The sequence below is a fragment of the Streptomyces sp. NPDC059832 genome (assembly GCF_042731715.1).
In the GTDB taxonomy this organism is placed as follows: Bacteria; Actinomycetota; Actinomycetes; order Streptomycetales; family Streptomycetaceae; genus Streptomyces.
In genome coordinates, this window is record NZ_JBHWIY010000059.1 from 16,209 (window position 1) to 28,194 (window position 11,986).

The 11,986-nt window shown below is 68.1% G+C and carries 10 protein-coding genes and 3 pseudogenes; 5 read left to right on the forward strand and 8 right to left on the reverse strand.

Annotated elements, in window-relative coordinates; genetic code table 11:
- Positions 1–45 precede the first annotated feature (45 nt).
- Genes ACFV8T_RS42995 through ACFV8T_RS43005 form a run of 3 tightly spaced genes read right to left on the reverse strand, consistent with a single transcriptional unit; the run spans position 46 to position 3,544 of the window.
- Complete coding sequence (locus ACFV8T_RS42995; protein ID WP_385338689.1) at positions 46–399, reverse strand: UBP-type zinc finger domain-containing protein; 354 nt, start codon at positions 397–399, stop codon at positions 46–48.
- Positions 396–1,871 (reverse strand): ATP-binding protein, encoded by a 1,476-nt coding sequence (locus ACFV8T_RS43000; protein WP_385338692.1) that lies wholly within the window; start codon positions 1,869–1,871, stop codon positions 396–398. Before ACFV8T_RS43000 ends, ACFV8T_RS42995 begins: the two co-directional genes overlap by 4 nt.
- Complete coding sequence (locus tag ACFV8T_RS43005; protein WP_385338695.1) at positions 1,868–3,544, reverse strand: FAD-dependent oxidoreductase; 1,677 nt, start codon at positions 3,542–3,544, stop codon at positions 1,868–1,870. The genes ACFV8T_RS43000 and ACFV8T_RS43005 overlap by 4 nt, the downstream gene beginning before the upstream one ends.
- Positions 3,545–3,895: 351 nt before the next feature.
- Between ACFV8T_RS43005 and ACFV8T_RS43010 the strand changes: the two are divergent.
- The 4 genes and pseudogenes from ACFV8T_RS43010 to ACFV8T_RS43025 form a co-directional block, all read left to right on the forward strand.
- Positions 3,896–4,227: pseudogene (locus tag ACFV8T_RS43010) on the forward strand (LysR family transcriptional regulator); the annotation flags it as partial.
- 31 nt (positions 4,228–4,258) lie between these two features.
- On the forward strand, positions 4,259–4,699 hold the full coding sequence (locus tag ACFV8T_RS43015) for a cupin domain-containing protein (protein ID WP_383770231.1): 441 nt from the start codon (positions 4,259–4,261) through the stop codon (positions 4,697–4,699).
- 148 nt (positions 4,700–4,847) lie between these two features.
- A complete protein-coding gene (locus ACFV8T_RS43020) occupies positions 4,848–5,213 on the forward strand; it encodes an aldo/keto reductase (RefSeq protein WP_385338698.1) in 366 nt (121 codons plus the stop codon).
- A gap of 361 nt (positions 5,214–5,574) precedes the next feature.
- Positions 5,575–5,796 (forward strand): hypothetical protein, encoded by a 222-nt coding sequence (locus ACFV8T_RS43025; RefSeq protein ID WP_385338700.1) that lies wholly within the window; start codon positions 5,575–5,577, stop codon positions 5,794–5,796.
- 196 nt (positions 5,797–5,992) lie between these two features.
- On the opposite strand, the gene ACFV8T_RS43030 is transcribed toward ACFV8T_RS43025, so the two are convergent.
- From ACFV8T_RS43030 to ACFV8T_RS43050, 5 genes and pseudogenes are all read right to left on the reverse strand, one after another.
- A complete protein-coding gene (locus tag ACFV8T_RS43030; protein WP_385338703.1) occupies positions 5,993–7,513 on the reverse strand; it encodes an FAD-dependent oxidoreductase in 1,521 nt (506 codons plus the stop codon).
- A 53-nt stretch (positions 7,514–7,566) separates the two neighbouring features.
- The gene (locus ACFV8T_RS43035) at positions 7,567–8,259 is read right to left on the reverse strand and encodes a TetR/AcrR family transcriptional regulator (RefSeq protein ID WP_385338706.1); all 693 of its coding nucleotides are present in this window, start codon (positions 8,257–8,259) and stop codon (positions 7,567–7,569) included.
- A 657-nt stretch (positions 8,260–8,916) separates the two neighbouring features.
- Positions 8,917–9,672 carry an IPT/TIG domain-containing protein gene (locus tag ACFV8T_RS43040; protein ID WP_385338708.1) on the reverse strand — a complete coding sequence of 252 codons (756 nt, stop codon included), beginning with the start codon at positions 9,670–9,672 and terminating at the stop codon, positions 8,917–8,919.
- A gap of 383 nt (positions 9,673–10,055) precedes the next feature.
- Positions 10,056–10,569, reverse strand: a pseudogene (locus ACFV8T_RS43045) (IS982 family transposase); the annotation flags it as partial.
- Positions 10,570–10,650: 81 nt separating this feature from the next.
- Positions 10,651–10,938 (reverse strand): annotated as a pseudogene (locus ACFV8T_RS43050) (transposase); the annotation flags it as partial.
- A gap of 211 nt (positions 10,939–11,149) precedes the next feature.
- Between ACFV8T_RS43050 and ACFV8T_RS43055 the strand changes: the two are divergent.
- Positions 11,150–11,593: a hypothetical protein gene (locus ACFV8T_RS43055; protein WP_385338711.1), complete on the forward strand. Its 444-nt coding sequence runs from the start codon at positions 11,150–11,152 to the stop codon at positions 11,591–11,593.
- Positions 11,594–11,986: the final 393 nt, after the last annotated feature.

The window sequence follows — 11,986 nt, forward strand, 5'->3', positions numbered from 1 at the left end:
AGATGGGCGCATATATGTCTATCTTGGTCATACCGCCGCTGGTTCTCAGGGATGGAGCAGGTCCGGCCAGTTCTGCGGGACACGGTCGGCCGGTCCCGGGGTCGGCTGGGCGGCCGGGTGGCTGGTCGGCGGGGCCAGTTCGGGTCCGGACTCGTACAGGACGTCGGTGGCGTAGTTCCAGTACCACTCCTCACCCGGCTCGAAGCTCTGTACCACGGGATGCCCAGAGGACTTCCAGTGGGCGGTGGCGTGCTGGGCCGGTGACGAGTCGCAGCAGCCGATGTGGCCGCACTGCGCGCAGCGCCGGAGGTGGAACCACCAGCCCTCCACTGCGTCGCAGTCCGCGCAGCCGGTACTGCTGGGCGGGACGCTCGCCGCGATGCCGTCGATGTCGGTCATACGGACTCCTCGGTGGTTGTGGTTTCGGCCTCGGTCTCGGTCTCGGGGGCGGTCAGCGGCAGCAGCACCTGGAATCGCGTGTCGCCCGGTACGGACTCGACCTGGAGGCTGCCGTGGTGCTTGTTGACGACGATCCGCCAGCAGATGTCGAGGCCGAGGCCGGTGCCCTCCCCGACGGACTTGGTGGTGAAGAAGGGGTCGAAGATGCGGCTGCGGATGTCCTCGGGGACGCCGGGGCCGGTGTCGCGGAACTCCACGAGCAGTCGGTCGCCCTCCCTGGCCGTGCGGACCGTCAGGGTGCCGTCGTGGCCCGTGCTGCCGATGGCGGCCACCGCGTTGTCGATGAGGTTGGTCCACACTTGGTTGAGTTCCGCCGGGTAGGCGGGTATCTCGGGGAGGGAGCGGTCGAAGTCCTTGACCACCCTCACCCGAGGGCCGATCTTGCCGGACAGCATCAGCAGCGTGCTGTCGAGGAGTTCGTGGACGTCGACATCCTGGTGAGGGGCGCGGTCGAGCTGCGCGTACTGCTTGGCCGCGTCCACCAGGCGGGAGATGCGGGTGGTGGAGTCGTCGATCTCGTCCATCAGCAGCTCGGTCTCGACCGTGTAGTTGAGCCAGCCGATCGCCCCAGGCAGGATGCCTTCGCCCACGGTCGCCGCGACCTGGTCCAGCCAGTCAGTGTCCAGTCCGGCCTGGACGAAGGCCGGCGCGATCCGCCAGCCCTCCGGGATGCCGTGATCCTCCAGCCAGCCGGCGAGCTCGTCCTCCCGGTCGGACGCCTCCAGAGGGGCCAGCATTGGTGCCTTGGCGACGCGTTCGGCGGTGCGTTCCTGGATCTCGATGAGCTCGGCGAGGGCCACTCGGGAGTAGCGGCCCTGGGCGATGACCGCCAGTTTGTTCCGCATCCTGCCGACCCGCTCACGCAGCGCCGCGGTGGCGCGGACGGCGGCCGCGGCCGGATTGTTGAGCTCGTGGGTGAGTCCGGCGGACAATGTTCCGAGCGCCAGCAGGTGTTCCCGCTGGCCAATGGCCCGCTGGGTGTTCTTGGAGCCGAAGAAGAGCCCCTCCAGCAGGTGCGTCGGCATCGGGAACCACTCCCGCATGACGTCCGCGAACGACTGTGCGGGCAGTACGAAGAACCGGGTGGGTTCGGTCACCCGCATGGAGTTGATGTACGTCTGCGGGACCTGGTCGCCCAGATATGCCTGCATGGCCCCCGCGTACACGCCGCGCTGCGAGGTCCGGCTGACCTCCACATCGTCGCCGCCGACCCGGCGGGACAGTACGACGGTTCCCTCGACCATCACGTAGAAATAGGTCGCCGGGTCGCCCTCGGTGTACACCGGGCCGGGTTCGAACCGTTCCATCCGTCCCTCGGAGCACAGCCGTCCGAGCTGCTCCGGGGAGAGCTTCTCGAAAAGGAACAGCGAGCCGATCTCGCGCGGGTCGCAGGCCATGACCTGTGCGCTCATGACTGCTCCAGGAAGCGGTGGACGAGCATCACGGCCATGGCTCCCTCTCCTACGGCGGACGCGACGCGCTTCGCGGACCGGGCACGCGCGTCGCCCGCCACGAACACACCCGGGATGCTGGTCTCCAGGTAGTAGGGCGGCCGGTCCAGTGCCCATTCGGCAGGGGGGCGCCCGTCCGGCGTCAAATCCGGTCCGGCGAGGATGAAGCCGTTCTCGTCGCGCAGCACAGTCCCGCCGAGCCAGTCGGTCAGCGGGGCTGCACCGATGAAGACGAACATCCACTGGGCATCGACGACTTCGGTGGCGCCGGTCACGGTATCCCGCAGAATCAGCCGTTCCAGGTGCTCCTCGCCGTGCGCCTCCTTGACGACGGTCCGGGGCCGCACGGTGATGTTCGGGGCCTCGTCGATCTGCTGGATCAGGTAGTACGACATCGACGCTGTCAAGGACTCCCCGCGCACCAGCATGGTCACCGACTTCGCGCCCCGAGCCAGGAACACCGCCGCCTGCCCGGCGGAATTCGCGCCGCCGACGACGTACACGTCCTGGCCCTCACAGGACAATGCCTCGGTGAGGGACGAGCCGTAGTACACCCCGCAGCCGGTCAGCTCGTCGCATCCCGGCGCCCCCAGCTGCCGGTACGACACGCCGGTCGCCAGGATGACGCTGTGCGCGGCGACCGCTGCGCCGTCGGAGAAGCGTACGACGCGGGCCGGACCGTTCACCTCCAGCCCCGTGACATCGCGAGCGGTGAGGATCTCGGCACCGAAGCGGCTCGCCTGGCGGCGGGCACGATCGGTCAGCTGCGCACCGGACACGCCGTCCGGGAAGCCGAGATAGTTCTCGATACGGGAACTCTGGCCGGCCTGTCCGCCGGTCGCCGACCGCTCGACCAGTACGGTCCGCAGCCCCTCGGAGGCCCCGTACACCGCCGAGCCGAGTCCGGCCGGGCCGCCGCCGATGATGACGAGGTCGTAGAACGCGGCGGTCGGCGTGGTCGCGAGCCCCACGTGGGCGGCCAGTTCGGTCGACTCCGGCTCGATCAGCGCGGTACCGTCCGGCGTGATCACCAGGGGGAGCCGTCGGCCGTCGGCCCCGGCCGCCGCCAGAAGCCTCTGTCCCTCCGGTTCGTCGGAGGAGTACCAGCGGTACGGCACCTGGTTGCGGGCCAGGAATTCGCGCGCCCGCGAGGAGGGGGCGGACCAGCGGTGCCCGACCAGCTTGGTGGTGGGTACCGGCCGGTAGTCGCTGGAACGCCAGGCCGTGAGGAGATCGTCCAGGACTGGGTAGAGCTTCTCCTCGGGCGGGTCCCAAGGCTTGAGGAGATAGTGGTCGAGGTCGACGACGTTGATCGCGTCGATGGCAGCGTCGGTGTCGGCGTAGGCGGTCAGCAGCACGCGCCGCGCCCCCGGGTACACGCCGAGCGCCTGTTCGAGGAACTCGATGCCGTTCATCTGCGGCATCCGGTAGTCGGCGAGGATCACAGCCACCAGGTCGCCGCGCAGCTTCAGCTCGCGCAGCGCCTCCAGCGCGGATTCGCCGGACTCGGCGCGTACGATCCGGTAGTCGCCGCCGAAGCGGCGCCGCAGGTCGCGGGCGATGGCGCGGGAGACTCCCGGGTCGTCGTCCACTGTCAGGATGACGGTCCGCGTTGCGTCGGTGGCCTGTGCCATACTCCTCCGCCCTACGCGCTCCCGACCATCGTATGTTCGATCGAGCCGGACCGCTTCGGCTGCTACGGCCCGTGCGGCTTGGGTGACCTGACGGTGGCAGAGCGCTGCTGAGCCGGAGCACCGCCTGGTGTGCCGCCTCAGAGCTCAGCAGCACGGGTACGTCACGGGGGGGCGCCGACTGGCCGGGCACGGCCCGCGTGCGCCGCACACCAAGCCGTCGCAGGCTGGGGGCATGACCCAGCAGTACGCGACGAAAGGTGACCGATGAAGTTCGCAGTGATCGGCGGTACGGGGCTGATCGGATCGCAGGGCGTGAAGAAGCCGAACGCGGCAGGGCACGAGGCCGTGCCGCTGGAGTTCGTCGCCGCGGTCCTGTCGTGGACCACTGAGGGTGACGTCGTCCGTCCGCCCACCACCCCGATCCAGCCGATCGCCGCCCAGGACGTCTCCGACGTCGTCGCCGAAGTCGCCGCGGGTACCCCCTGAACTGCACTCTCAACGTCGGCGGGCCCGATGTCTTCCCCCTCGACGACCTCGGACGGATCACCCTTAACGCCCGTCCCGACGGTCGCAGCGTCGTCACCGACGGCACCGCCGGCCCGTTCGCCGCTGTCAGCGGCGACGTTCTCACCAAAGGCGACGCCCGTATCGCCCCCACGCCCTACACGGACTGGCTCTCCTGACCCAGCCCGCCTACCGGAGGAGGCCTCACCCATGGCGAACAATGAACCGACGGCGGGCGGCGCCGGGAGCCGGCCACGCTCGGAAGCGTGGAAGACGGCGCTCACCGTGCTGCAGTCGGCGAAACCGCCGTTCGTTCCGGAGGGGGCAGAGGCGATGACGGTTCTCGTCGAATTCCCTCCCGGTGATCCTGGCACCCCTCCCCACCGGCACTCGGGACCCGCCTTCGGCTACATGCTGGAGGGGGAGATGCTCTTCGAGCTGGAAGGCGAGCCCGAGCGGGTGATCAGGGCCGGGGAGACGTTCTGGGAGCCAGGTGGCGATGTCATCCACTACCAGGACGGCAACAACCGGACGGACTCCTGGAGCCGATTCCTCGTCACCATGCTGTGTGCGCCCGGTCAGCCCATGCTCACTCTGGTCGACGACGAGGAGCTGGCCCGACGTCAACACCTGCGAGCTCCAAGGGCTTGAACGAGACCGCAGTGCTTTCCCCAGGGCCCGCCCTGGGCCTGTCAAGGACTTGTGGAAGCCGGGATGAGCCGGGAGCGGAGCCGGGCCGCGTCCTGTCCGGGAGGCGGGCCGTAGGCGCTGCGGTACTCGCGGTTGAACCGCGTTGGCGGTGGTCCGGGAACTGGGCATCGGCTTCGTGCCCTACTCGCCGCTCGGCCGCGGCTTCCTCACCAGCATCGTCAAGCCCGCCGTCGACCACCCTGCCGACGACATGCGCCGTCACGACGACCGCTGGCAGCCCGGCAACTACGAGAAGAACGCCATAGCCGTCCGCGAGCTGACCTCCCCAGCCGAGAGTAGGGGCAGTGCCGTCACCCAGCTGGCCCTCGCCTGGCCACTCGCCCACAGCGACCATATCGTCCCCATCCCGGGTACCCGCAGCCCGCACCACCTGGAGGAAAACGTCGCCTCCGCCCGGGTCGCCCTGACCGCCCAGGACGCCCGCCCGCATCCAGGAGATCCTCCAGCACGGTGAGGCCGGCTCCTGCTACAACGAAGCGATGATCCCGGAATGGCGCTGAGGGCTCCCCGTCGTCAAGGCCCTTGTGCCCGGGGGCCTGCTCGAGCAGTTCGACATCGGATACGTGGGGTCCGCCGGCCCCGGGCGTGGATACGTACCACTGCCTACCGCCTCGCGCTTCTGACCTGCAACGATGGGACTTGTCTAGGGTGTCCGACGCTGACGTGTCGCGCAGCGATGTGGCCGGCCGGGGTGTGGATCGGCGATTTCGTTTCCTGGAGAGCTTGGCCCGGGCTGGTTTTTTCCCTGCCTGTGCTGGGAGGCTGGGGCCACGCGTGGACGCGCACGGGATCTGGCTGGTGAGGGGGCGGACACGATGGCTGGGGAATGGGTTCGCACCGATTGGGTGTTCGCGGGGCTTTCCCTGGCCCTCGCCGTACCTGCGGCCGGCCACGCGGTCGGCGGTGACCTGCAGATCGATATCGACTACTCCCAGTCCGGTGCCGTCGCCATCCACGGGCAGGACCTCGCGAACGCGGGAGCTGTCATGTGGGAAGAGAGCACCACCGGGTCCTTCACCGTGGGCGGGGCAGACTGACCGAGCCCGGATCCGGGCGGCATTGTGGTGTGCGAACGGGCGCTTGACGGAGGGGAGTTGCCCCGTGTGCGTCGGCCAAAGGTCGCCGCCGGGGCTTACCTGCCCCGGGCGCGAGCCCGGCGACGGCCCGCCGCAGCGGCGGCGCCTGTAGCGGTTTCGCGCAGCGATCTGTCCAGCCGGAGCGGGCCCGTGGCTTCTAGTTCTGCGGGCTGCCGAACCAGCGGGTCGCGGCCTGCTGGAACGCCTTGAGGTCGAGAGCTTGATCGTCTACCCAGGCCACAACGCCGTCCGGGCGGATGAGCAGGGCGTTGAATCCGAGGTCGTTGCGTGCCGTGCCGGTCACGTACTGGATCCGGCCCTGCCAGCTCTTGGCCGCACGCTGCAGCGCAAGGTCGCCGGTGAAGTCGAGGACCACGCCCCGGCCTTGGCGCAACAGGACACCGAGGCGAGTGCCGTCCTCGAAGTGGAAGTCGGGGGCGGTACTGCCGACGAGCGGCTGCGCGCTGCCCAGGTCGTAGCGGTTGAACCCGGTTGTCTTCCGGTAGGCGAGGGTCGTTCCGTCCGTGGTGCTCAGCAGCTCGTGCACCAGCTGCCGCAGCGCGGGGGCATTGGGGCCGGGCTTCATGGTGGCGACCTGGGCGCGTGACCAGTCCAGGACGGCGGCGCCGACGGGGTGGCGCTCACTGGTGTAAGTGTCGAGCAGCCCTTCGGGCGCGGCGCCGCGCACGGTCGCGGCAAGTTTCCAGCCGAGGTTGGCGGCGTCACCGATGCCGAGGTTGAGCCCCTGGCCGCCGAGGGGGGAGTGGATGTGCGCGGCGTCGCCGGCGAGCAGGACGCGGCCCTTGCGGTAGGTCGTCACCTGCATCGCACGGTCCGTGAAGCTCGATGCCAGATGAACATCGGTCAGCGTCAGGTCGGTACCGGTGATGCGGCGCAGGACTTCCTGGAGGTGCTCACGGGTCAGCAGCCGGGAACGGTCGAACGTGCCGCCGTCGAAGTCCATCATGCCCAGGTGCCCCTCGAAGGGCGTACGCAGGTACATGCCGTTCGGCGTCAGGTTGAAGCCGAGTGGCAGCTGCTGCGGGTCGGTGAAGGTGACGCGCGCGACGTAGCCGGTGAAGAGCGGATCCGTGCCGACGAAGTCGAAGCCGGCGAGGCCGCGCACCGTGCTGCGGCCGCCGTCGCATCCCACCAGGTAGCGCGCCTGGTACTCCTGTCCGGCTGCCGTGACGGCGACGGACTGGTCGTCCTGCGTCACAGCCGTGACGGGAGCGCCGCGGACAATGTCTACGCCGAGCGCAATGGCACGCTCGGCCAGGACCTTGCTGACTGCTTCGAGGCTGGTCATGAAACCTTCCATCGCCGGGCTGGGCAGCCGGAACGGGAAGGCGGACACGTCGATGTCGGCCGCGTCCAGGCCCATGCCCGCGAAATGGCTCACGTCCCGGGGAGCCGGAGCCTCGATCGCGTCGGGGGCCGCGCCAACCTTCTTCGCATCGGCGCCGGAAGCGTCAATCACCCCTTCGAGCAGGCCGCGGCTATGGAACACCTCGGCCGATCCTGCGCTCAGGCCGCGCAATCCGAGCGGGAGCGCCTTGTAGGGCGAGGTGACCTCCTCGTCCCGCTCCAGGACCAGGACGGAACAGCCGCCCAGGGCGAGCTCGGTGGCCAGGAACAAACCGACCGGGCCGCCGCCTGCAATCACTACGTCACGCATGGGAGATACCTTCCTGAAAACGCACGCTGGGGACCCGGGCCGGATGGGACAGGTCAGCCGAGCCGGGACAGACCATCGAGGACGATGGCGATGCCGGTGAGGAACTGCTCGCGATCGTCGTGCTCCCTTATCTGACCGACGATGGCGTGCATGAACGGGTAGTCCTCGGGAGCGAGGTCCTGCCAGGCCGTCGCCGTCGCTCCGAAAAACTCGGCACGGTCGGGCTGGGCGGTCGAGGTGTCACCGTCGATGCCGGCGTTCTGGCTGACGGCCCCGAGGATGTAGTGCACAAGCGTCGAGGCGGCGTCGAACCAGGAAGCCTGTGGCACACCCAGCGCGCCCACCTGACGGCCGATCCTCTCGAAGATCTCCACCGTCACCGGGCCGAATGGCTTCCGGACGATCTGCAGAGTCAGCCGTGTCGCGAGCCACTGGTGCTCGGTGATCGCGTCGAACAGTGCCAGCGCGACGCTGCGGATCTTGTCCTCGGGCGTGGCTGCGGCCGCGGCGGGCTTGGCTGCCAGCGCAGCGGTGACGACCGTTTCCGTTGCCATGTCCAGCAGCTCGTCACGGCTGCCCACCCGGTAGTAGATCGCCCCGGACCCGGTGGACAGGCGCTCGGTCAGCGCTCGAGTGGTCAGCGCGCTCTCGCCACCCGTATCGAGCAGCTCGATCGCAGCCTCGATGATCTGCTCCTGGGAGAGCACTTGGTTACGCCGCTGAGGCTGGCGGGTTCTCGTTGCCATGCCTCCACCGTGACACATTTGGAGCACCGAACCAAATTGGTGCGGCGCTCCAACTACTTAAACGCACCTTCCGAAAGTGCCCAGGCGCTTGTTCGACTGACGTCAGGTGAGGGGGGGACGGAAGGGAACGACGTTGTCGGCGGCCGACTCTTCCCGCTGGAGGGACTAGAAATCGTTCGGTGTAACTTCCGATCAAGGAAGATGCACCGATGACCAGTGAGAACGTGACCGAGCCTGAGACTGTTGAGGTAGCCGGGCCGCATCCGTTGCAGGCGGTGGATGACCGGCTGATCGACGAGCTGGTCTCCCGCGCCCAGCGGACGGACGGGCCGGGGGCACGGACACTCACGACTCCGAGCGGGCCAGGGACCTCAGACGACCGAAGTCCGTGATCTCGTAGTACCGGTTCGACCGGGTGCCCGGTGCCAGCGCGGTCAGGATCCCCTCGGCGCGCAGGGACGCGATCGCCTTCTTGACCGTGGGGGGACTGCCGCTTGGGCGTGTGCGCCCTGCTGGCGGTGGGCCGGTGGTAGTCGGCGAGCCAGGCCATGGTGCGTTCGATGGTTGCGGTGGCGGCTCGCGCTCGAAGGCCGCGCCTACGTTGGCGCGGCCTCCTTCCTACGGTCCGATGGACCGTCTCACGGCTGGGACTGTCGGTCAGATGCCGGGAGCCGCGAGGTAGGTGAATCCGTCTGCTGCCAGGACGATCCCGGCGGCGTTGGTGACCCGGACGTCAGACGGGCCAGCCCCGCCGTCGGGGGTGGGCGGGGCGACCACGGACAGGGTGGTGTCGTTGATGACGGTGAACGGGGCGTGAACGGCACCGAAGGTGGCCGATTCGGTCGTTGCGAAGCTGGTGCCGGTGATGGTCACCGCCGTTCCGCCGGACGCCGGGCCGGAGTTGGGGGCGATGGTGGTGATGGTCGGGACGTCGACGTAGGTGTACGACAGGCCGTTGTTGGTGCCGCCCGCGGTTGTCACGCTCACCGACACGGTTCCGGCCGCGGTGCCCGCGGGCACCGTGACGCTGATCTGGCTGTCGGAGACGACCGTCGGGGTGGCGGTGACAGTGCCGAAGGACACACTGGTCGCGGTGGACAGCCCGGTGCCGTTGATGGTGATGACGTTGCCGCCGCCCAGCGGGCCGGAGGTGGCACTCAGCGAGGACTCGAACGGGGCGCCGACATAGAAGAACGACACCGGGTTACTGACCCCGCCCGGGGTAGTCACGGTGACCCCGACCGTGCCGGCTCCCGAGGGAGACACGGCAGTGACCTGGGTCGGCGAGACCTGGGTGACGCTCGTCGCGGAATTGGAACCGAACTTCACCGCGCTGGTGTTGGACAGGTTCGTGCCTGTGATGGTCACGAGGGTTCCGCCACCGGTGGAACCTTCGTTCGGAGAGATAGGCATGGTTGTTCTCCCTTGCTGGATGAGAGGGACGGAGAAGCCGCAAACCGGTCGAACGACCACTGCTGCCTGCCGGTCGGTAGCCCAGGCGAGCGAGCAGTTCCAGAGGGACACGCGGTGCCGCACGGTGGCCACCCTGCGCACGCAGACGCAAAAAAGGACCAGCGGACGTCGCCCTTACCACGTTTCCCCGGTATTGATGGGCGACCCACCGGTTCGATACCGACAGTGACCCATGCGGGCGCATAACCGGCAAGGGCATAAGCAGATGAATCAGCCATATGGAGTAACAGGGAGTGGTGATCGGTGGCGTTTTGTCGGTGGGTTATTCGTCATTGCTTCGTCAGCGGGTTGGTGGTGTTTCCTAGTTGATTGATTCCAAGTGGTCAGTGGTCATAGGCGGTCAGTGAGCGCAGGACGGGCTGTCGCATGTAGTCGTCGTGCCGGATCACTGCGGTCGGCGCGAGGATGCGCTGCATGACGCGGGCGATGACCCCGCGGGCGTGCGTCCTCGATGCTGTTCGAGGTCGAGCTGTCCCTTGAAGGTCTCGTTGACTGACTCGATGACCTGCCGAAACGGCTTGGACAGGGGTGTGCCGGGCCGTTCCGGCTCGCCCTTGCGGGCCGGCCGCAGTAGCCGGATGTCCTGCTCAGCCAGTTGATGTTCGAAGTCACGGCCGAATTAGTCGTTGTCGCCGATCAGCGTCCGGCCGGGTCGGCTGGCGAGGAAGGCCGGTTCGACGGCGAGCAGGTCCAGCAGGGTCTCGCGCTCGTCGGCCTTGGCTCCGGTCAGGGCGAAGATGGCGGCAGGCCCTGGAGGGTGCACACCATGAGCAGCCGAAGGCCCCAGAAGAAGCGGCTGTGGCTGGTGCAGTACCCGTACTCGGCCCATCCGGCCAGGTGTTGGCAGGTGGGTGAGTTGAGGTGTTGGGTGTGGTGTGAGCTGGGGTGTTGCAGATCGGGTGAGAGCGGGTCGTGGTGTCCGTTGGCGGCCTCGGGCTGCGGTAGCCCGGCCAGCGCCTGCTGCAGTCGCAGCACGTCGACGTTTCCGCTATTCAGTGCGTCGTACATCGCGCCGTGCCCGCGCCGGTGCTCGGCCGTCAGCGTGAGGTCCATCGGCGTGGTCACCGGGCCGTCCGCGCACAGCAACGCGTCGGTCAGCTCGAACAGTGTGTCCCCGCGCACGGGCAGGCAGTCGAAGAAGTCGTCCCGGAAGTGTGATGCCACCGCGAACGCTTCCCGCCGGACATCGTGATGCAGCAGACTCATTCCCCCACGGCCTTCGTACTGGTCAAGCGCCTCTTTGGTCGGAGCACAGGATCAGACGAAGGCCGTGTTCACGTCCCCGGAATCCTCGTACGAGCGAGTGCGCTCGGGACATCGTTCAAGGTCAGACCATAAAGAACAAGCTGAGTACCTGATCCATATCTCTTGCGGTGAGTTCGTCGTGTGGGACGAGGCGGCAGGGGGAAGGTCCAGTGTGTCTCCCGCGTTCCAGGGCGCCGGTGGTGGGCTGGTCTGCACCGCTGATGACTACGATGCCTACTTCCGGATGCTGCTGGACCATGGGATGGACGGGAGTGAACGGATCCTGTCCCGGGCCGCCGTCGAACTGATGACCACCAACCGTCTCTCGCCCGGGCAGCTAGCTGCCCGGGACGCCATGTTCGGCAACGTCGCGCATCTGTCGTCCGGCCAGGGGCCGAACGGCGGCTGGGGCTTCGGGATGGCGGTGCGTACCTATCGCGGCGACTATGCGCCCATCGGCCAGTTCGGCTGGTTCGGCGGTTCCGGTACCACCGCCTGCGCGGACAGGGCCAACCAGCTCACCGGAGTCCTGCTTACCCAGGTCGGGCTGTCCACGCCGGATTCGCCGCGTGTCATGAACGACTTCTGGACCACGCTCTACCAGGCCGTCGACTGACAACGGGCTCGACCGTCGCGCCCTGCTCGGCGCCACCGGCCCGTCCCCGTCCTCCAGGACGTCCTTGCCGTCCTTGCCGTCGTGCTCCTGGTCCTGGTCGTCGGTGACCTTCCGGCCGCTGCGGACGCTAGGGTCGGCCGGCGCCTCGATGGTGTCCGTGTCGTGTGGGAGTCTTTGCTTCGTTGTCTGGGGTGGTTCTCGGTTCGGTTTCCGGTCTTGGGTGCGGTGAACCGGGCTGATTCGGTTTGCTTCATGGGGTGTTGAGCGTTGTTGGCAGGGCGCTGGTGTTGGACAAGTCGTGAGGATTACCTGGTCAGGGGAGTGAGGGCTGTCACTGGTGACCGTACGGCGATGTCTTGGCGGGCCGTGAGGCCGGTACGCCTGTGACGGAAC